The 19,134-nt window shown below is 70.9% G+C and carries 24 protein-coding genes, 1 tRNA gene and 1 riboswitch; of the genes, 8 read left to right on the forward strand and 17 right to left on the reverse strand.

What is annotated here, in order from left to right; all coding sequences use genetic code 11:
• Positions 1–5: 5 nt before the first annotated feature.
• From BM127_RS13130 to BM127_RS13155, 6 genes are all read right to left on the reverse strand, one after another.
• Positions 6–272 carry a DUF4031 domain-containing protein gene (locus tag BM127_RS13130; RefSeq protein WP_091199252.1) on the reverse strand — a complete coding sequence of 89 codons (267 nt, stop codon included), beginning with the start codon at positions 270–272 and terminating at the stop codon, positions 6–8.
• Positions 269–1,072 (reverse strand): TrmH family RNA methyltransferase, encoded by an 804-nt coding sequence (locus tag BM127_RS13135; protein ID WP_091199254.1) that lies wholly within the window; start codon positions 1,070–1,072, stop codon positions 269–271. The genes BM127_RS13130 and BM127_RS13135 overlap by 4 nt, the downstream gene beginning before the upstream one ends.
• A 58-nt stretch (positions 1,073–1,130) precedes the next feature.
• Positions 1,131–1,517: a 50S ribosomal protein L20 gene (gene rplT, locus BM127_RS13140; protein WP_091199255.1), complete on the reverse strand. Its 387-nt coding sequence runs from the start codon at positions 1,515–1,517 to the stop codon at positions 1,131–1,133.
• Positions 1,518–1,578: 61 nt separating this feature from the next.
• Positions 1,579–1,791, reverse strand: a complete 213-nt coding sequence (locus tag BM127_RS13145) for a large ribosomal subunit protein bL35 (protein ID WP_091199257.1) — start codon at positions 1,789–1,791, stop codon at positions 1,579–1,581.
• A gap of 120 nt (positions 1,792–1,911) precedes the next feature.
• Complete coding sequence (infC, locus tag BM127_RS13150; RefSeq protein ID WP_091199259.1) at positions 1,912–2,652, reverse strand: translation initiation factor IF-3; 741 nt, start codon at positions 2,650–2,652, stop codon at positions 1,912–1,914.
• A gap of 254 nt (positions 2,653–2,906) precedes the next feature.
• Positions 2,907–3,443, reverse strand: a complete 537-nt coding sequence (locus BM127_RS13155; protein WP_231263393.1) for an SseB family protein — start codon at positions 3,441–3,443, stop codon at positions 2,907–2,909.
• Between the two features lie 40 nt (positions 3,444–3,483).
• Here BM127_RS13155 and BM127_RS22560 point away from each other — a divergent pair, with 40 nt between their 5' ends.
• The 4 genes from BM127_RS22560 to BM127_RS13175 are packed head-to-tail and all read left to right on the forward strand — an operon-like array spanning position 3,484 to position 6,699.
• On the forward strand, positions 3,484–3,954 hold the full coding sequence (locus tag BM127_RS22560; protein WP_231263392.1) for a hypothetical protein: 471 nt from the start codon (positions 3,484–3,486) through the stop codon (positions 3,952–3,954).
• Positions 3,951–5,168: an amino acid deaminase/aldolase gene (locus BM127_RS13165; RefSeq protein WP_198554316.1), complete on the forward strand. Its 1,218-nt coding sequence runs from the start codon at positions 3,951–3,953 to the stop codon at positions 5,166–5,168. The genes BM127_RS22560 and BM127_RS13165 overlap by 4 nt, the downstream gene beginning before the upstream one ends.
• Entirely contained in the window at positions 5,158–5,745 is a 588-nt protein-coding gene (locus BM127_RS13170; RefSeq protein ID WP_091199264.1) for a uridine kinase family protein, read from the forward strand. Before BM127_RS13165 ends, BM127_RS13170 begins: the two co-directional genes overlap by 11 nt.
• Before the next feature lie 45 nt (positions 5,746–5,790).
• Positions 5,791–6,699, forward strand: coding sequence for an aldose 1-epimerase family protein (locus BM127_RS13175; RefSeq protein WP_091199461.1), 909 nt, complete (start codon positions 5,791–5,793; stop codon positions 6,697–6,699).
• Positions 6,700–6,708: 9 nt separating this feature from the next.
• Here the strand turns inward: BM127_RS13175 and BM127_RS13180 are convergent, their stop codons facing one another.
• From BM127_RS13180 to BM127_RS13195, 4 genes are all read right to left on the reverse strand, one after another.
• Complete coding sequence (locus tag BM127_RS13180; protein ID WP_091199266.1) at positions 6,709–7,998, reverse strand: esterase-like activity of phytase family protein; 1,290 nt, start codon at positions 7,996–7,998, stop codon at positions 6,709–6,711.
• A 67-nt stretch (positions 7,999–8,065) separates the two neighbouring features.
• Complete coding sequence (locus BM127_RS13185) at positions 8,066–8,551, reverse strand: PH domain-containing protein (protein ID WP_091199269.1); 486 nt, start codon at positions 8,549–8,551, stop codon at positions 8,066–8,068.
• Entirely contained in the window at positions 8,535–9,380 is an 846-nt protein-coding gene (hisG, locus tag BM127_RS13190) for an ATP phosphoribosyltransferase (RefSeq protein WP_091199271.1), read from the reverse strand. Before hisG ends, BM127_RS13185 begins: the two co-directional genes overlap by 17 nt.
• A gap of 30 nt (positions 9,381–9,410) precedes the next feature.
• Complete coding sequence (locus tag BM127_RS13195) at positions 9,411–9,674, reverse strand: phosphoribosyl-ATP diphosphatase (RefSeq protein ID WP_091199272.1); 264 nt, start codon at positions 9,672–9,674, stop codon at positions 9,411–9,413.
• A 47-nt stretch (positions 9,675–9,721) separates the two neighbouring features.
• Between BM127_RS13195 and BM127_RS13200 the strand changes: the two genes are divergently transcribed.
• A complete protein-coding gene (locus BM127_RS13200; protein WP_091199275.1) occupies positions 9,722–10,315 on the forward strand; it encodes a GNAT family N-acetyltransferase in 594 nt (197 codons plus the stop codon).
• A 41-nt stretch (positions 10,316–10,356) separates the two neighbouring features.
• Entirely contained in the window at positions 10,357–10,605 is a 249-nt protein-coding gene (locus BM127_RS13205) for a DUF3072 domain-containing protein (protein ID WP_091199276.1), read from the forward strand.
• 22 nt (positions 10,606–10,627) lie between these two features.
• On the opposite strand, the gene ribH is transcribed toward BM127_RS13205, so the two are convergent.
• The 6 genes from ribH to BM127_RS13235 all read right to left on the reverse strand — a co-directional run bounded on the left by ribH (position 10,628) and on the right by BM127_RS13235 (position 16,342).
• Entirely contained in the window at positions 10,628–11,101 is a 474-nt protein-coding gene (gene ribH, locus BM127_RS13210) for a 6,7-dimethyl-8-ribityllumazine synthase (protein WP_091199278.1), read from the reverse strand.
• Positions 11,098–12,354, reverse strand: coding sequence for a bifunctional 3,4-dihydroxy-2-butanone-4-phosphate synthase/GTP cyclohydrolase II (locus tag BM127_RS13215; RefSeq protein ID WP_091199280.1), 1,257 nt, complete (start codon positions 12,352–12,354; stop codon positions 11,098–11,100). The genes ribH and BM127_RS13215 overlap by 4 nt, the downstream gene beginning before the upstream one ends.
• Positions 12,351–13,052 (reverse strand): nicotinamide riboside transporter PnuC, encoded by a 702-nt coding sequence (pnuC, locus tag BM127_RS13220; RefSeq protein ID WP_198554326.1) that lies wholly within the window; start codon positions 13,050–13,052, stop codon positions 12,351–12,353. Before pnuC ends, BM127_RS13215 begins: the two co-directional genes overlap by 4 nt.
• Positions 13,049–13,654: a riboflavin synthase gene (locus BM127_RS13225; protein WP_091199283.1), complete on the reverse strand. Its 606-nt coding sequence runs from the start codon at positions 13,652–13,654 to the stop codon at positions 13,049–13,051. The genes pnuC and BM127_RS13225 overlap by 4 nt, the downstream gene beginning before the upstream one ends.
• Positions 13,654–14,694, reverse strand: coding sequence for a bifunctional diaminohydroxyphosphoribosylaminopyrimidine deaminase/5-amino-6-(5-phosphoribosylamino)uracil reductase RibD (ribD, locus tag BM127_RS13230; protein ID WP_372476660.1), 1,041 nt, complete (start codon positions 14,692–14,694; stop codon positions 13,654–13,656). The genes BM127_RS13225 and ribD overlap by 1 nt, the downstream gene beginning before the upstream one ends.
• Before the next feature lie 87 nt (positions 14,695–14,781).
• Positions 14,782–14,911: riboswitch (FMN riboswitch) on the reverse strand.
• Positions 14,912–15,010: 99 nt separating this feature from the next.
• Positions 15,011–16,342, reverse strand: coding sequence for a M20/M25/M40 family metallo-hydrolase (locus BM127_RS13235; RefSeq protein ID WP_198554315.1), 1,332 nt, complete (start codon positions 16,340–16,342; stop codon positions 15,011–15,013).
• Between the two features lie 80 nt (positions 16,343–16,422).
• Between BM127_RS13235 and BM127_RS13240 the strand changes: the two genes are divergently transcribed.
• Positions 16,423–16,508: transfer RNA gene (locus tag BM127_RS13240), tRNA-Leu, on the forward strand.
• A 155-nt stretch (positions 16,509–16,663) separates the two neighbouring features.
• On the opposite strand, the gene BM127_RS13245 is transcribed toward BM127_RS13240, so the two are convergent.
• Positions 16,664–18,220: an amino acid permease gene (locus BM127_RS13245; RefSeq protein ID WP_091199287.1), complete on the reverse strand. Its 1,557-nt coding sequence runs from the start codon at positions 18,218–18,220 to the stop codon at positions 16,664–16,666.
• A 146-nt stretch (positions 18,221–18,366) separates the two neighbouring features.
• On the opposite strand from BM127_RS13245, the gene BM127_RS13250 reads away from it, so the two are divergent.
• The gene (locus BM127_RS13250; RefSeq protein WP_091199463.1) at positions 18,367–19,101 is read left to right on the forward strand and encodes a FadR/GntR family transcriptional regulator; all 735 of its coding nucleotides are present in this window, start codon (positions 18,367–18,369) and stop codon (positions 19,099–19,101) included.
• The last annotated feature ends 33 nt before the right edge of the window (positions 19,102–19,134 follow it).

The following is a 19,134-nucleotide window of genomic DNA, read 5'->3' on the forward strand; positions in this document are numbered from 1 at the left end:
CCACCCTAGGCCCGCGGCATCGGCTTCGGTCGACGCAACCCCGCGGCGCGCAGGGCGACCACCAGCTCGCGGGACGACACGGGGACCGCACCGGCCGCCACCATGGCGTCGTAGGCCTCGGCCGGGACGTCATAGTGGTCGCGGTCCCACCCCCGGGAGGGGATGCCGTGGGCCGCTGCGAACGCGTGCGCCTCGTCGTAGGACGTGTCGCTGGCGAGGTGCGACCAGAGCCGGTCCCAGCGCGGCACGGCCGGCGGGTCGATCAGCATCATCGGGGCGACCGCTGCGCACGCGCGCTGGCATAGAGGCACACCGCGGCAGCGGTGGACAGGTTGAGGCTCTCGGCGCGGCCGTGGATCGGGATCGCGACGCGCTGGTCGGCCAGGGCAGCCAGCTCGTCGGGGAGCCCCCACGCCTCGTTGCCGAAGAGCCAGGCGGTCGGACCGCTGAGGTCGGCGTCGAAGAGGTCGACCTCACCGGCGCCGTCGGCGGCGAGAACGGTCAGGCCACGCTGCTGGGCTGCGCGTACGGCCGCGGCCGGGTCCGGCTCCACCGCGAACGGCAGGTGGAACAGGCTGCCGACGGTGGCGCGGACGGTCTTGGGGTTGTAGGCGTCGACGGACTGTCCCGCCAGCACCACGGCGTCGGCGCCGGCTGCGTCGGCGGTGCGGATCACCGTGCCGGCGTTGCCGGGGTCGCGGACGTCGGCGCAGATGACCAGCAGCCGCGGGGCCACCGTCACCACATGGGCGAGGGGCGAGTCGATGTGGCGGCAGAGGGCCACGAGTCCCGCCGGGCTCACCGAGTCCGACAGCGACGCGAGGGCACGGTCGTCGACGAGGGTGACGGGCGTGCCGTCCAGCAGGTCGGCGTACTGCGCCTGCGCGCCCTGCGTCGCGAAGACCTCGACCACGCACCCCTCGACGGACAGGGCGCCCTCGACGGCCTTCGGGCCGTCAGCGAGGAAGAGCCGCCGCTCGGTGCGTACCGAGCGGCGGCTCAACTTGCGAGCCTCCTTGACGCGGCTGTTCCCCACGGTGAGGGGGATGCCGTCGGTCGGCGAAGTGCTCATGTGTGACTTTCCGGGTCTCGTGAGGGTCGCGGGGCGACCTCCTCGACCAGCGGACCGATCAGGCGGAGACCTTGGGCGCGTTGACGTCCTCGGGCAGCGCAGCCTTGGCGGCCTCGACGAGCACGGCGAACGCCGGCGCGTCGTGGACGGCGAGCTCGGCCAGGATCTTGCGGTCGACCTCGATGCCCGCCAGGCCGAGGCCCTGGATGAAGCGGTTGTAGGTCATGCCGTTGGCGCGGGCCGCGGCGTTGATGCGCTGGATCCACAGCTTGCGGAAGTTGCCCTTGTTCTTGCGGCGGTCGTTGTAGCTGTAGACGAGGGAGTGGGTGACCTGCTCCTTGGCCTTGCGGTAGAGGCGCGAGCGCTGGCCGCGGTAACCGCTGGCCCGCTCGAGGGTGGTGCGACGCTTCTTCTGAGCGTTTACTGCGCGCTTGACGCGTGCCATGGTGCTACTCCTTGGTGCAAAGGGACGGCGGCTGGGCCACCAGGACTGTGGGGCAGGAAGCTCAGATGCCGAGCATCTTCTTGACGCGGCTGACGTCGGCCTTCTCGAGCTCGACCATGCCGGCGTTGCGACGGTGCTTCTTGCGGCTGCCCGTGGTGGGGGCGGACGCGAACGCAGCGCCGGACTTGCGGCCGGCCTGCAGGCGCATGATCTTGCCCGAGCCGGTCACCTTGAAGCGCTTGCTGGTGCCCGAGTGGGTCTTGTTCTTCGGCATGTGTCTCTTCCTTCGGTTGCTCGTGTGTCTTGGGGGGCCGGGGCCAGTAGGGCCGGGGCCAGGCTCAGGTGGCTGTCACGGCTTCGCCGCGAGCTGCTCGATCGAGCCCTTTCGCTTCGCTCAGGCCTCGATCTCAGGATCCAGGTTCTCGGAGCGGCCGCGCTCCTTCTTCTGCGCGACCGGGCCGGCGAGGTGGGCGGCCTCCCGCTCGGCGTCCTCCTCGGCCTGGCGCTCGGCGCGGACCTGGGCCCGGCTGGCACGTGCGGCGTCGGCGTCGATCTTGGCGTCGGCCTTCTTCTTGTGCGGGCCGAGCACCATGATCATGTTGCGGCCGTCCTGCTTGGGCGAGGACTCGACGAAGCCGAGCTCCTCGACGTCCTCGGCGAGGCGCTGCAGCAGGCGGAAGCCCAGCTCGGGGCGGTGCTGCTCACGACCGCGGAACATGATCGTGATCTTGACCTTGTCGCCTGCACCGAGGAACCGCACGACGTGACCCTTCTTGGTCTCGTAGTCGTGCTGGTCGATCTTGGGACGAAGCTTCATCTCCTTGATGATCACGTTCGTCTGGTTGCGGCGGGCCTCGCGAGCCTTCTGGGCGTTCTCGTACTTGAACTTGCCGTAATCCATGAGCTTGCAGACCGGGGGGCGTCCCTGCGGGGCGATCTCGACGAGGTCGAGGTCGGCCTCCTGGGCCAGCTTGAGTGCCTGGTCGGTCGGCACGATGCCAACGGTCTCACCGTTGGGTCCGACGAGCCGGACCTCGGGTACGCGGATCCGCTCGTTGATGCGCAGCTCGGTGCTGATGGGTCCTCCAGTAGTTCGGGTGGGTGGGAACCCCTTGCCCTCCGGACTGGTCCGCACGGACTGGTCAGAAAATGAACAATGGCTCCCGCTGGTGCCAAGCGGGAGCCAGTCACGACACGTCTCCCCTCGCGGAGAAATCGTGGGTGTCACACAGGTGTGTCACTGGACCGGACCCGACGATCTGTGGTGCAGGGCGATCGATGCGGGTGGGAGACGGGTGGTGCTGCCTCCGCTTGGCTGGATCGGTGTCAGTCGCGGAATCCGGAGAGTCCACTCATGTCACTGATCGGTCAACACGGAAGGTTAGCCGATCATTCCGCTCGCGGGCCAATCCAGCCGTGCCCCTGCCCCGCGCTGCCGCCCGCCCCGTCGCCCAGGGCCACCAGCCGCCACCCGGCGGCCAGGCGGGTCAGGTCCTCCCCGTCGACGACGTAGGACGCCGGGCCGGCGAGGTCGACGAGCAGGGCATCGGCACCGTCCTGCACTGCCGCGGTCGCCGCCGTCGCCGCGGTGACCGGCACCGGGCGCGCCTGCGGATCCCACTGCGCCATCGTCTCGACGGAGGTGAAGGCCAGCAGACCGGTGCTGCCGTCGGCCGCGCGCACGAGGACCGCCGCCATGTCCGAGGACTTGTCGTGGGCGAGCCCGTGCTCGTCGACCTCGACCTCACCGAGCACGGCGACGACAGGCACGAGCAGCCGGCAGTCCTGGAGCACGGCCAGCACCTGGCCCGACGTGGCACGGCCCAGGGCTCGCTCGGCCAGCAGCCCGGCGAGGACCGCGTCCTTCTGTCCCGAGTCGTCGGGGAACCCCGGGTCAGGGATCGTGCGTGCGTCGTCGAGGTCCACGTGCCCATTGTCCCCTTTCGGCTTGTGGGATCGTGGCGGGGTGGACGGAACTACCTGGGCGGCCCTGACCGCAGCACTGACCGTGGCCGGCGCGATCTGGACGTGGATCGCCTTCCAGCGCCGCGGGGCGGCGAACGGCCTGCGCGCGCTCGGTTTCACCCTGCTGCCGGCTGCCGCCTGGCTGACCGGGACCCTCGAGGTGGTCGTCGAGATCGCCGGTTCGGTCACCGACTGGGCGACCGGCCTGGTCTTCGACATCTTCACGTGGGCCGGTGTCGGGCTGGCCGGGCTCGCTGTCGTCCTCTTCCTGGTCAGCGGCATCATCCGGGACCGCCAGCTGGCGCGCGCCCAGCAGGGCGGCGCCACGCAGGCCACCCCGCAGGCAGGCGTCGACGGACCCCGACGGCGTACGTCGTTGCCGCCTGCCTCGGCGAAGTCGAAGGGCGGCTCGCCCATCGACGACGAGATGGCCGACATCGAGGCGCTGCTGAAGAAGCGCGGCATCGAGTGAGCGACCACTTCGTCGACCGCAACCGCCTGTGGTCGCGGTTCAACGCAGCGGTCGCGGCGCTCCCGGAGCCCCCGTCGACGCCGATCGCGGTGGTCGACCTCGACGTGTTCGACGCCAATGCCGCCGACCTCGTGCGCCGTGCCGGAGGCAAGCCGGTGCGGGTCGCGTCCAAGTCCCTCCGCGTCCCCGCCCTCATCTCGCGGGCCCTGGCCACGGACGGCTTCGCCGGCGTCCTCGGCTACACCGTGGCCGAGGCCCTGTGGCTCCACGAGAACGGCGTCAGCGACGACATCGTCGTGGCCTACCCGTCGGTCGACGCCGGCGCGCTGCGTCGGCTCGCGGCCTCCCCGGCGGCGGCAGCGGCGATCACCCTGATGATCGACGACGTCGCGCACCTCGACGCGGTCGACGCGGTCCGCGACTCGCTCGACGTCGAGATCCGGATCGCCCTCGACCTCGACGCCGGTCTGAGGCTCGGCGGGCAGCACATCGGGCCCAAGCGCTCTCCCCTCTTCGACACCGCCGACGTCATCGCCCTGGCCCGCCGGGTCGTCGAGCGGGACGGCTTCCGCCTCGTCGGCGTGATGACGTACGAGGGCCAGGTCGCCGGTGTCCCCGACGACGTGCCCGACCAGCGCACCAGGTCGCTCCTCGTACGCCGCCTCAAGCAGGCCTCCATGGCACAGCTCGAGGTGCGGCGACGCGAGATCTCCGACGCGCTGGCGCGCGTGACCGAGCTCGAGTTCTGGAACGGCGGCGGCTCCGGCTCCGTCGAGGCCACGGCCGCCGACCCGGCGGTCACCGAGATCGCCGCGGGGTCGGGACTGCTCGTGCCCGGGATCTTCGACCACTACGCCTCCTTCGAGCCCCGCCCGTCCGCCTTCTTCGGCCTCCGGGTGTCGCGCAAGCCGACGCCCGCGACGGCGACGGTCCACGGCGGCGGCCTGGTTGCGAGCGGCGCCACCGGTGCGGACCGCTCCCCCATCCCCTGGGCCCCGCCCGGCCTGCACCTCACGAACCTCGAGGGCGCCGGCGAGGTCCAGACACCGCTGACCGGCCACCCCGCCGCACTGCTCGCCATCGGCGACCTCGTGTGGTTCCGCCACGCCAAGTCCGGCGAGCTGTTCGAGCACGTGCGCGACGTGCACCTCGTCCGCGGTGAGTCGGTCACCGAGGTGGTGCCGTCGTACCGCGGCTGCGACCGTGCCTTCTGACTCCTACGACGTCGCGCGGCAGGTCGCCGACCGGGTAAAGGCCGCACCGCCGACGCTCGGTGCCGGCCGGCTGGTGTGCATCGACGGCCCCGGAGGGTCGGGCAAGACCACGCTCTCCGAGCGCCTCGAGGCCGTCGTGCCGGGCGCGACGGTGGTGCACTGCGACGAGCTCCTGCAGGGCTGGGACGGACTGCCGGGCCTCGCCTCGACCGTCGAGCGGCTGGTGACGCCTCTGGCCGCCGGACGGACCGGCAGCTGGCGACGGTGGGACTGGCTCGCCGACGACTGGGCCGAGACCCACGAGGTCGCGCCGGGCGGACTGCTCGTGCTGGAGGGCGTGGGCAGCTGGTCCCCCGCGATCGCCGACCTGGTGGGCGTCCTGGTGTGGGTCGAGGTCGCGTCAGAGGTGCGCCTCGAGCGCGGGATCGCCCGCGACGGAGAAGGGATGCGAGCCCACTGGGAGCGGTGGCGGCTCGAGGAGGACGCCCTGTTCGCCCGCCTCGGCACCCGTGAGCGCGCCGACGTGGTCGTCGACACCGCGGAGGCGGCTCGGGCCGGCGACTCCCCGAGCGGGTAGAAGTCCTGGCGTGCGCGGGGGCTGGTCGTGTCTAGTGTGGCCGTCATGGTGTTGCCGAGCGGGGACCAGTACGAGATCGCGGCAGCGGGCTACGCCGCCGTCGTCACCGAGAGCGGGGCGGCGCTTCGAGGGTTGTCCCTCCACGGCCGGGAGCTCGTGGACGGGTTCGCGGCGGACGAGATGTCGTCGGGTGGACGGGGCCAGCTCCTGGCGCCGTGGCCCAACCGGATCCGTGACGGTCGCTACGCGTTCGGTGGTCGCGACCTCCAGCTCGGTCTCACCGACCCCAGCCGCGGCAACGCCTCGCACGGGCTCGCCCGCTGGGCCGCGTGGACGCTCGAGGAGCACACCGCGACCTCGGTCTCACTGGTCTACCGCGTGATGGCGCAGACGGGATATCCGTGGTCCCTCGACCTGCACGTCCTCTACGACCTGTCCGCCGACGGCCTGGTGGTGACCCAGACGGCGACCAACCTGTCCCCGTCTCCCGCGCCCTACGCCAGCGGAGCGCATCCCTACCTGAAGGTCGGGGACGCCATCGAGGAGCTGGAGCTGCGGGTCCCGGCGCGCACGCGCCTCCTGGTCGACGACCGACAGCTGCCGATCGGCGCGGAGCCGGTCGCCGGGGGGTACGACTTCACCCGCCCGCGCCCGGTCGGTGACGCCGTGCTCGACGAGGCGTACGGCGACCTGGCGCGCGAGGGCGGCCGGACGACCGTGACGCTGCGCGATCCTGTCCTCGACCGTGGGGTGGCGCTGTGGGTGGACGAGCGCCACCACTGGTTGCAGGTGTTCACTCCCCCGCCCGTGGAGGGCCGGCGAACAGGACTGGCGGTGGAGCCGATGACCGCGCCCGCAGACGCCTTCAACTCCGGCACCGACCTGGTCACCCTCGCTCCGGCCGGTGGCCCCGGCGACGAGCTGTCCGTCTCGTGGGGCATCCACGGGTCGTGACGCGCGACCTCAGCCCCGGGGCATCAGCCTGTGGTCGACCCGCAGGGGCTCGGACAGGGTGATCTCGAGGTACTCGTTCTGGTCGGGCTGCGTCGTCGACCGCCCACCTGCAGCGGGGAAGTTGTTGTCGTTCATCACAGCGATGGTGTCGGCGTCGAGGATCTCGACGTCCTCGATCGTGAAGAACGGGAACGTGAACGGGTCGCCGTAGGGCGAGAGCCCTCCGGGGTTGGCGACGTCCATCAGGTCGACCACCAGCGTCTTGGACACCCATCCGTCCCGGTCGGTGTCGCGCAGGTCGACGAGGTAGATCCTCTTGAAGGCTGCTGTCGGACCCTGGCCGTTGTCGCGCTCGATGACGAGTGCCTCGTGGTTGTTGACCTGGATGAAGTCACCGAGCGCATGGGCCGGGCTCTCCATCCGGTAGCGCAGGAACCGGTCGTCGAACTCACCCTTGCGGACCGTGTAGATGCGGAGGGCGTCCGCGAGCCCCGCTGCCTTGTCCTCGTCCGTTGCGCCCTCGAGCATCGGGTGCAGCACCTGCCCGTTGGGGCTGATCGACATGCCCTCGTAGCCCTTCGAGTTCGGCAGGTTCGGCATCCCGGCACCCAACGTCGGGTTGGACGGGCTGCGGACGCCCGGCGTCGGGAGCGGCGCCTCGAGCAGGCGACCCCTGGCATCGAAGTGGAGCACGTAGGGACCGAACTCCTCGCCCACCCACAACGTGCCGTCGTCGGCCACCTGCAACGACTCGGGGTCGAAATCCCAGCCGGTGAGCAGACGATCCGGTTCCGGGCAGGAGTAGCCGGCCGGGACGACGTCGGCCGCGGCGCAGCCGCCATCTCGCCAGGTCGTCCACGGGATGAGGCTCCGCGGGTCACTGAAGGTCAGTGCGGTGCGGTCGTAGGTGGTCTCGCCCGACCCGTCCACGTCGTCTGGCTCGGGTGTGATGCGGTGCACGGCCAGGAGGAAGTCGGCGCTGTTGGCCTTCGCGCCGAAACCGTTGTCGGAGAGCACGAGGAAGGCGCCGTCCGCGAGTGCGTGCGTGCCGGAGAAGCCCTGGACCGGTTGGCCGACATAGGGCGCCGGGACCACGGCGCTGCCGGACGTCCAGTGGCCGCTGCGCTCGCTGCCCGGGACGTACGTCGTCGCCGGGAGCACGGACCAGGCCGAGAGCACCGCTCCACCGGGATCCACCTCGGATCCGTGCGGGATGGCCGAGGCAGTGGTGGCCGGGGCGCCGAGGGCAGTGACGGCGAGTGCGGTGGCGAGTGCGAGCGTGCGAGGTCCGAGGGTCATGCTTCGAGCCAACAGGCGCCCGGTGACCAGCGGGCAACAGCCAGCCGTCGGGCGGGCGACGGCTGGGTCAGCGCTCGCCGGGGTCCTCGCGGTCGATCAGCGCGCGCACCGCTCGTACACCGTCTCGCGCCCGGCTGCCGTCGGAGCCCTGGAAGGCCATCGCGGAGATCGTCGTGCCGTCGGCGAGGTCGAGGGTGGCCCACGGGGCGCCTCCGGCCAGGTGGATGCCGAGCACCTCCTCCCAGGCGAGGTGCCGGGTCCGGAAGCCGTTGACCACGACGAGCGCGTCCACCTCGGCGGTGACGCGGGCGCGGGCGAGGGCCCAGCCGCAGGAGGCGAAGGCGGCCCCCATGACCAGGAGCGTCGAGCGCTGGAGCCAGGTGAAGCGGTCGCGGACCGACTCGTCGAAGCCGAACCAGGCCGCGGCACAGACCACGAGCAGCATCCCGCCGAAGCCGAGCACCGCGATGCGTACGCCCAGTGGGCGCCAGGTGTGCGGCAGGGAGGGCAGGGGCCGGCCGGCGGGCCGGGCGTCGTCAGAGCCGGCAGGCATGGATGTCCGTGAGCAGGATCGCGCGGGCCCCGATCGAGTAGAGCTCGTCCATGAGGCGCTGCGAGCCGGCGCGCGGCACCATCACCCGCACGGCGACCCAGCCGGCCTTGCCGAGCGGCGAGATCGTCGGCCCCTCGCGACCGGGCGCGAGCTCGGACGCTGCGTCGAGGTACTGCTGCTCGATGTCGTAGTCCATCATCACGAAGCTGCGCGCGACCAGCACGCCCTCGATCCGACGCCGGAAGATCTCGAAGTCGTCGGGCACCTGGCCGCCGCGGGTGATGAGCACCGCCTGCGAGTCGAGGATGACCTCACCGAAGGTCTCCAGGCCCGCCGCACGCAGCGTCGAACCGGTCTCCACGACATCGGCGATGACGTCGGCGACGCCGAGCTGGATGCTCGTCTCGACCGCGCCGTCGAGGCGGGTGACGCTCGCGTCGACCCCGTGGCGGAAGAGGTAGTCCTCGACCACACCGACGTACGACGTCGCGATCCGCAGGCCGTGCAGGTCCTCCAGCGAGGAGTAGCGGCCGACGGGGCCGGCGAAGTGGAAGCGCGAACGGCCGAACCCGAGGTTCATGACCTCGTCGGCCTTGGCGCCGGAGTCGAGCAGCAGGTCGCGGCCGGTGATGCCGACGTCGAGCGTGCCCTCACCGACGTAGAGCGCGATGTCGCGCGGGCGCAGGTAGAAGAACTCGACATCGTTCTCGGAGTCGACGAGCGCGAGCTCCTTGGAGTCGTTGCGCTGGCGGTAGCCCGACTCGCGCAGGATCTCGGTGGCGGCCTGGGACAGCGCCCCCTTGTTGGGGACGGCGATGCGGAGGGTCATGCGGGGTTCACCGGCTTCTGGGGGTGGTGCTCACAGGTGGGCGTAGACGTCGTCGAGGGTCAGGCCGGAGGCGATCATGAGCACCTGGGCGTGGTAGAGCAGCTGGCTGATCTCCAGCGCCGTCGCGTCCTTGCCCTCGTGCTCGGCGGCCATCCAGGACTCGGCGGCCTCCTCCAGGAGCTTCTTGCCGATGGCATGGACGCCGGCGTCGAGCTGCTGCACCGTGCCGGACCCCTCGGGGCGCTCCACGGCCTTGGCGGAGAGCTCTGCCCACAGGTCCTCGAACGTCTTCACGAGGAGCAAGCCTAGGGCGCGTCGGTGCCATCGGTGACACTGGCCGCATGGACGAGATCACCGGCGCACCCGATTGGGGCCGCCTCGCCTGGCCCCGGACCACCGAGCGCCTCACCCTGCGACCCGCGACCGCCGACGACGCGGAGGCGATGTTCGCCTACCGGTCCCTCCCGTCGGTCGCCCGCTGGATGACCCAGCTGCCGAGCGACCTCGAGTCGTGGCGCGTCGACTTCCACAAGCGCCACCCCTTCGCCCTGATGGTCCTTCTCGACGACGCACCCATCGGCGACCTGTTCCTCAAGACCGAGGACGCCTGGGCGCAGGCCGAGGTGCGCGAGCGGGCCTCGAACGTCTTCGCGGAGATCGGCTGGTGCCTGGCCCCCGACCACGAGGGCCACGGCCTGGCCACCGAGGCCGTGCGCGACCTGTTGGCGATCGCGTTCGCCGGCCTCGGGCTGCGCCGGGTGATGGCCACCTGCTTCGCCGACAACGAGCCGTCATGGCGTCTGATGGAGCGTCTCGGCATGCGCCGTGAGTCCCACACCGTCCGGGACGCCCTGCACCGCGACGGCGAGTGGTACGACGGGCTCACCTACGCCCTGCTCGCCGACGAGTGGTCGCCTGACGGGACCCACCCCTAGGAGGGGTTGTCCGGCGGCGAGGGCGTGCCTAGGGTCGAGTCATGACTCAATCGAACACGCATTCGGACCCCGCGGACACGCCCGAGACCCTGGGCGGCCCCCAGGGGGACAGCACGCGCAAGGACCCCGAGGAGTGGGTCACCGGCGACGAGCCGATGACCGGCGCGCAGCGCAGCTATCTTGACACCCTGGCGCGCGAGGCCGGCGAGGAGCTGCCCGGCGACCTCACCAAGGCGCAGGCGTCCGAGCACATCGACCGCTTGCAGGGCGCCAGCGACCGGACGGCCTGACCCCGCCACCGAGCAATTGGCGCTAGCGGATCCCGCGCACGACCAGCGCGGTGTCGAGGGCGGCGGACGTCGCCTCCCAGCCCTTGTCCTCCACCGAGCCCTCGAGCCCGGCGCGGTCGAGTGCCTGCTGCTCGGTGTCGCACGTCAGCACGCCGAAGCCCACCGGCATCGCGTGGTCGACGCTCACCCGGGTCAGCCCGTCGGTGGCGGCGGAGCAGACGTAGTCGAAGTGGGGGGTGCCGCCGCGGATGACGACACCCAGGGCCACGACGGCGTCGTACCCCGCCCTGGCCAGGGCAGCAGCGACGACGGGCAGCTCGAAGGCGCCGGGGACCCGGATCACCTCCGGTTCGCTGATGCCGTACGCCGCCAGCGCGCGCTCGGCACCCGCGACGAGTCCGTCCATCACCCGGGTGTGCCACGTGGCCGCGACGACGGCGACGCGCAGGCCGCTCGCGTCGAACGGCTGGGACGTCGGTGCTCCGGCTCCGCTCATGATGCTCCTTCATCGGTGCTGTCACGCGCCAGGTCGGGCAGGTCGTGCCCCATCCGGTCGCGCTTGGTCTGGAGGTAGGTCAGGTTGTGGTCGTTGGGGTGCGGCGTCAGCGGCACCCGCTCGGTGACCCGGATCCCGAAGTCCTCCAGGCTGGCGGTCTTGTCGGGGTTGTTGGTCATCAGCCGCACCGAGGCGACGCCGAGGTCGCGCAGCACCTGCGTGGCGGTGCCGTAGTGACGCGCGTCGGCGGGCAGCCCGAGGTCGAGGTTGGCGTCGACGGTGTCGCGACCGCCGTCCTGGAGCTGGTAGGCCTGCAGCTTGGCGACGAGGCCGATGCCGCGCCCCTCGTGGCCACGGAGGTAGACCACCACTCCCCTGCCCTCCGTGACGATGGTGCTCAGCGCCTCGTCGAGCTGGGGACCGCAGTCGCAGCGCTCGCTGCCGAAGACGTCCCCGGTGAGGCACTCGCTGTGCACCCGGGTGAGCACGGGCTCGTCGCCGCTGATGTCGCCGTGGACGAGGGCGACGTGCTCGCTGTCGTCGATGGTGATGCGATAGCCGTACGCCGTGAACTCGCCGTGCCGGGTGGGCAGGCGCGTCTGGGCCACACGTACGACGTGGCGCTCGTGCCGGCGTCGGTAGCGCACGAGGTCCTCGATGGAGATCATCGCCAGGCCGTGCTCGTCGGCGAACGCGCGCAGCTCGGGCGCACGCTTCATCGTGCCGTCGTCGTTGACGACCTCGACCAGCACGCCGGCCGGGGTGAGCCCGGCCAGCTTGGCGAGGTCGACCGCGGCCTCGGTGTGCCCCCGGCGCACGAGGACGCCACCCTCCCGGTAGCGCAGCGGGAACACGTGGCCGGGCCGGGTGAGGTCACCGGGCTCCGTGGCCGAGTCCGCGAGGGTGCGCGCGGTGTGCGCCCGGTCGGCGGCGCTGATGCCGGTGCTGACGCCGTCGCGCGCGTCCACCGAGATCGTGTAGGCGGTGCGCAGCTTGTCCTTGTTGTGCGGGGTCATGAGGGGGACCTCGAGCCGCTCGAGCATGTCGCCCGGCATCGGCACGCAGATGACGCCGCTCGAGTGACGGATCGTGAACGCCATCAGCTCCGGCGTGGCCTTGGAGGCGGCGAAGATGATGTCGCCCTCGTTCTCCCGGTCCTCGTCGTCGACGACCACCACCGCCTTGCCGGCAGCGATGTCCGCGATGGCCCGCTCGACCGGGTCGAGCCGCACGGATCCGCTGGGGGTGCTCATGCGGGCACCTGCTCGCGCTGGACCTCGTCGGTGTCGGTGGTCTCGACGACGGTCCGGCTGGCGCGCCACCACACGAAGAACCCGATCACGACGAAGACGGCGTAGACGAGGTACATGCCGGCCGTCGGGAGGTAGCCGGCCTTGATGAGGGTGGTGACGCCGACGATGTCGACGAGCACCCAGACCAGCCAGAACTCCACCCACCCGCGGGCCATGCCGTAGGTGGCGAGCATCGAACCGGCCAGGATCCACGCCTCGGTCGTCGGCCCCCACGACCCGATCTGCATCAGCACGGCGTACGCCACGGCGTAGCCGACGACGCCGAGCACGACCAGCTGCATCCGTTCGGGCCACGTCGCCCAGCGGGGAGCGATCGCCCCGCCGTCGGACGCACCACCGGCGCTGCTCAGCTGCGACCAGCGCCACCAGCCGTAGACCGACACGGCGGCGAAGAACACCTGCCGACCCGCCTGGCCCCAGAGCGGCTCGGCGACCGTGCCGGACAGCTCGCCGGTGGCGAAGACGGTGAAGAGCAGGACGTTGCCGACGAGGCCGACGGGCCAGGCCCAGACGAAGCGCCTCATGCCGAGGACCGCGCTGGCGAGGCCGAACAGGTTGCCGACCACCTCGCGGACGCTGAGGGCACCGTCCCCCACGGGGATGGTGCCGTGGATCAGCCATTCGATCAGGGTCATCAGGATTCCTTGGGGATGTAGGCGCCGAGCAGCTTCTCGACGTGCTTGGCGATCACGTCGGCCTCGAGGTTGACCAGGTCACCCGGCCGACGGGCGCCGAGCGTCGTGCGAGCGAGGGTCTCGGGGATCAGGCTGACGGTGAAGCTGGACTCGCGGGCCTCGACGACGGTGAGGCTGACGCCGTCGACGGTGATCGAGCCCTTGTCGACGAGGTAGCGCGCGAGGTGGGCGGGCAGCGAGATCTCTACGACGTCCCAGTGCTCGCTGGGCGAGCGGGAGATGACCTCGCCGACGCCGTCGACGTGACCCTGCACGATGTGGCCGCCGAGCCGCTTGTCGACCGTGACCGCGCGCTCGAGGTTGACCCGGTCGCCAGGCACGACACCGGCCAGCGACGTCTTGTCGAGGGTCTCCTGCATCAGGTCGGCGGTCCATCGACCGTCACCGAGCTCGGCGACGGTGAGGCAGCACCCGTTGACGGAGATCGAGTCCCCGAGTCCGGTGCCCTCGAGCACGGTGGCGGCCTCGAGGGTGAGCCGGACGGCGTCGCCCTGGTCGATGATCTCGGCGATGGTGCCGAGCTCCTCGACGATTCCGGTGAACATCAGTTCCTCCTGGGGAGTGGCGTCATGGTGAGGCGCACGTTGGTGTCCTCACCGTCGTGGCCCTGCAGCACGGTCACGTCCGTGACGTGCAGGTGCAGGGCGTCGGTGATGGTGGTGATGCCGAGGTCGCCCACGGCACTGCTGCCGGCACCGAGCAGCATGGGGGCGACGTAGGTGACGACCTCGTCGACCAGCCCGGCGGCGAGGAACGCCCGCGCCAGGGTGGGCCCGCCCTCGAGGAACACGTGCTGCCGGTCGAGCTCGTGGAGCCGGGCCAACGCCTCGCGGGGGTCGCGGGTGCGCAGGTGGACGGTCTCGGCGCGGTCGTTGAAGATCCGTCGGTCACCGGGCAGCTCGCGCAGCCCCATCACCGCCCGCAGCGGCTGGATCGCGACCGGCTGGTCGACCTCGTCGCGGACCGTCAGCTCGGGGTCGTCGACCTCGACGGTGTGCGTGCCCACCAGCATTGTGTCGCACAGGGCGCGCAGCCGGTGGGTGTCGAGGCGCGCCGAACGGCTGGAGACCCAGCGGCTCGTACCGTCCGTGGCGGCGCTGCGACCGTCGAGCGTGGTGGCGAACTTCCAGGTGACGAAAGGGCGACCGTGCGTGATCGCGAAGGTCCAGGCGCGGTTGACCGCCGCCGCCTCGTCGACCAGCTGCTCGCCGACCACGTCCACGCCCGCGTCACGCAGCCGCGCCGCACCGCCGACGGCGACCGGGTTGGTGTCGGGCTGCGCGAAGACGACGCGGCGTACGCCGGCCGCGACCAGCGCCTCGCTGCAGGGTCCGGTGCGCCCGGTGTGGTTGCAGGGCTCGAGAGTGACCACGGCCGTCGCGCCCCGGGCCGCGTCACCGGCCTCGGCGAGCGCGGCTGCCTCGGCGTGAGGGGTTCCGGCTCCGCGGTGGAAGCCCTCGGCGACCGTCGTACCGTCCGCGTCGAGGAGCACACAACCGACCCGCGGGTTGGGTCCCAGAGGCACGCCCGGGGTGACGGCGAGCGCCAGCGCGCGCCGCATGGCGCTGCGCTCTGCCTCGCTGATCGTCATTTCCGCCTCCGGTCCGTCGACGCGGACTCAGGGGGGCGGTGGACGGGGCGCGCCACCTCTGCAGGCAGTGCGCCGAGCCGTCCGCGTGCACTTCTCATCCGGACTGTGACCGTCGGTCCAGGATTTCCACCTGGTCAACCGGCCACTGGATGTGGCCGGGTCGCGGACTGTGACCGCCGGTGCGGAGTTTCACCGCCCCCAGAGCACGCAAGCTCTTCGTGGGCGCAACTGTGCCACAGCCCGGCGCATTCCCTCACCGGTGTCCGGTCGTGACGTGCGCAACAGTTCCGAGCCCGTCATCGGCGTTGCCTCAGACCTGGTCGAGGAACTTGTCGAAGACCCGCGCGCCGAACTCGAGGGCGTCGACCGGGACGCGCTCGTCGACCCCGTGGAAGAGCGCGGTGAAGTCGAGCTCGGCCGGCAGCCGCAGCGGCGCGAAGCCGTAGGACCGCATGCCGAGCTTGCGGAAGTGCTTGGCGTCGGTGCCCCCGCTCATCAGGTAGGGCGCGACGAGGGCTTCGGGGTCCTCGGCGAGCAGGCTGCGGCTCATCGCGGTCACGAGGTCGCCGTCGTACGGCGTCTCCCAGGGGTCCTGCTTGGACTCGAAGGAGAACTCGATGCCGGGTCCGGCCAGCTCGTGCAGCGTCGCGAAGAACTCGTCCTCGTAGCCCGGGAGGAAGCGGCCGTCGACGGTGGCCTGGGCGTCGGTCGGGATGACGTTGGTCTTGTAGCCGGCGCGCAGCATCGTCGGGTTGGCGGTGTTGCGGATGACCGCGCCGATCATCCGGGCCGCGTCACCGAACTCCTCGACGAGCGTCTCGGCGTTGTCCGGGGTGGCCTCCGTGCCGGCGAGCTCACCGACGGTGGCCAGCAGGACCTCCATCGTCGGGGTCAGGCGCACCGGCCACTGGTGGGCGCCGATCCGGGCCACCGCACCAGCAAGCCGGGTCACGGCGTTGTCGTCGTTGATCATCGAGCCGTGGCCGGCACGACCGCGCGCGGTCAGGTTCATCCACGCCATGCCCTTCTCCGCGGCCTCGATGAGGTAGACCCGGCGGCCGCGGACGGTGGCGGAGAATCCGCCCACCTCGCCGACGGCCTCGGTGCAGTCGGCGAAGAGGTCCGCGTGCTCCTCGACGAGCACCTTGGCGCCGTGGCCGCCGCCCGCCTCCTCGTCGGCGGTGAAACAGAGCACGACCTCGCGGTCGGGCGCTTCGCCGGCAGCAGCGCGGGCGCGTACGACGCTGAGCAGCATCGCGTCGAAGTCCTTCATGTCGACCGCTCCGCGGCCCCAGACCTGGCCGTCCTTGATCTCCCCGCCGAACGGGTCGACCTGCCAGTCGGACGCCTCGGCCGGTACGACGTCGAGGTGGCCGTGGACCAGCAGGGGTGCGCGCCCGTCGCCGCCGCCCCAGCGCGCCACGACGTTGGCCCGACCGGGCTTTGCCTCGATGATCTGGCTCTCGATGCCGACCTCGTCGAGCAGCGCGGCGACGTACTCCGCCGCCTTGCGCTCCCCCGGGCCGTCGTCGGTCCCGTAGTTGGACGTGTCGATGCCGATGAGCTCCTGGCAGAGCTGCACGACCTCGGCGGCAGGGTCGTAGGCGAGGTCCCGGGAAGGCTGTGCGGAGCGGTCGTCCATGCCGTCCATCCTGCCCCACGAGGCACGTTGCCCCCGATTGAATGTCGAGCCCTTCGCTTTGCTACTGTTCTCCAGCACTCGTCCGGGTGGCGGAATTGGCAGACGCGCTAGCTTGAGGTGCTAGTGCCCGTATTAGGGCGTGGGGGTTCAAGTCCCCCCTCGGACACTGAGAAGGCTCCGGCTCCACGGGGCCTTTTCTTCATTTCAGGGCGTGGTCCCCGACACACAGAAGAACTGCGGCCGTACGACTGCGCCGGGGGTCTCCGGGCTGTCGTGCGGCCGCAGTTCTGTGGGGCAGCGCGGCGGGTTGGGCAGTCGTGGTCAGTCGTCGAACGCCTTGACGACGGCCTCGTCGATCGTGTTCTTCGGACCCGTGAACCACTTCTTGGCCGACACGTTCCACCAGATCGCGAGGACGATCAGCGTGCCGATCGTCAGCACCGGGGCGTAGTTGACGCTGCTCCAGGCGAACTCGTCGCTGAACGGCACGCCGGCCGGCGTGAACGGCAGGATGAAGTAGACCGAGATGATCGCGATCTCCGCGACGGCGAGGAGGTTCATCCACTTGTACTTCTGGCCGTTGGTCCAGGTGCCCTCCTCGAACGCGTCGCCGATCCGCCAGCGCAGGTAGATCGGGATCATGAAGGAGAGGTAGAGGCCGATCACCGCGACCGACACGACGGCGTAGAACGCGATCGGGACGCCGCCGATGCTCTTCAGCGCCGGCAGGGTGATGATCGCGCCGATGACGGCGACGAAGACGACGGCGTTGGCCGGGATCTTGGTGGTCTTGTTGACGGTGGAGAGCCACTTCGAGCCGGGGATCGCGCCGTCGCGACTGAAGGCGAAGGTCATCCGCGACGCGCTGGTCAGGCACGCGGTGGTGCAGAAGAGCTGGCCGGCGGTGGAGATCAGCAGGATCAGGAAGTGCCAGCCGTCGGGCAGCGCCTGCCCGAAGATCACGTCCACGGCGCCGAAGCCGTCGCTGACCCCCTGCGGGTCCTGCACGGCGAACAGGAACGCGAGCAGCAGGACGTACCCGCCGACGGCGGAGTAGAAGATCGAGCGCCAGATGCCCTTGGCTGCGCCCTCGGCCGCACCCTGGGTCTCCTCGGACAGGTGGGCCGAGGCGTCGAAGCCGGTGATCGTGTACTGGGTGAGCAGGAAGCCGAGCGGCAGCACGAGGAACCAGTAGGCGCCGCTGCTGAAGCCGGAGTTGTTGATGCGCTCGGTGAAGACGAAGTCGAAGCTCTGGTGCGTGGGCGGCACGATGATCAGCACCAGGATCACGATGGCGGCGCCGGCGACGTGCCACCACACGGAGATGTTGTTGATGACGGCGAGCAGGTGACCGCTGAAGATGTTGAGCACCGACGCGAGGACCAGGATCGCCACGAACAGCAGGAAGACGCGTGTGAGTGAGTAGCCGTCCGCCCAGCTCGTGCTGATCGTGCTGATCGTCAGGTCGAGGAACGTCGCTGCGCCGTAGGCCACGCTCGCGGTGACGGCCAGCAGCCCGATCAGGTTGAGCCATCCGGTGAAGAATCCGGCCGCCGGGCCACCGAGCTTGGCGGCCCACCAGTAGATGCCACCCGACGTCGGGTAGGCCGAGACGAGCTCGCTGAGGGTGAAGCCGATGATGAGGATGAACGCCGAGATGATCGGCCACCCCCACGAGATGGCGATCGGTCCGCCGTTGTTCCACGCCTGGCCGAAGGTCGTGAAGCACCCGGCGAGGATCGAGATGATGGAGAAGGAGATCGCGAAGTTGGAGAAGCTCGACCAGCTGCGGCTCAGCTCCTGCGAGTAGCCCAGCTTGGCGAGGTGCTTCTCGTCGTCGGTCAGTTCACGTTCAGGAGCAGACTCTGCAGCGGACATGGGCGCACCTCTCGCGGCGTCAGTGAATGCTCGGCACCGTAGACCCGCCCCGCGGTGGACGTAAAGGGTCCGGGGCAGAACTGACCAAAAATGGTCTGAACTCCGACCATTGACGTGTGGGAGTGGTCACGCACAAACTGGTCCGCATGTCCGCCCAGCCGCACGAGCACCTCACCGATGCGGTGCTCCGGCCGGTGCGCGGACACCATGCGTTCGAGGGCTGCGTCGAGCAGCTAGCGACGGCCATCCGTCTCGGCGTCTATCCCGTCGGCAGCCTGCTGCCGCCCGAGCGCGAGCTCGCGGAGCGTCTCGCGGTCAGCCGTGCGACGTTGCGCGAGGCCATCGCGGCACTGCGCCAGGCGGGCCTCATCGAGACCAAGCGCGGCCGCGGTGGTGGTTCGACGGTGACCTCGCAGGCCCGGGGTCGCTTCCGTGGCGGCCTGTCACGCGTCTCGAGCGCCACCAAGACCGAGTGGCTCGACGCACTGGAGTTCCGTCGTGTCGTCGAGCCGGGTGCCGCGCACCTGGCGGCCAGCCACGACCTGTCGGCGCCGGACCGCGAGCGGCTCACCGCGACCGAGGTCGCGGTGCACGACGCCTCCGGCAAGCGCGGCCACCGCCAGGCCGACTCCCGGCTGCACCTCACGATCGCCTCCCTGAGCGGGTCCGCGCGGCTCCAGGAGGCCGTCACGTCGGTGCAGTCCACCCTCGACTCGATGCTCGGTGCGATCCCCGCGCTGGAGCCCAACATCGGCCACTCGCACCGCCAGCACCGCCAGATCTGCACGGCCATCCTCAACGGGCGCCCCGACCGGGCCCGGAAGGTGATGGAGGACCACTGCGACGACACCGCGGCGCTGCTGCGCGGCCTGCTCGTCTGACAGCCCGCCTGCCCACGATCCACGGGAGACCCT

Origin of the sequence: Nocardioides alpinus, assembly GCF_900112035.1 — a bacterium.
GTDB classification, from domain to species: Bacteria; Actinomycetota; Actinomycetes; order Propionibacteriales; family Nocardioidaceae; genus Nocardioides; species Nocardioides alpinus.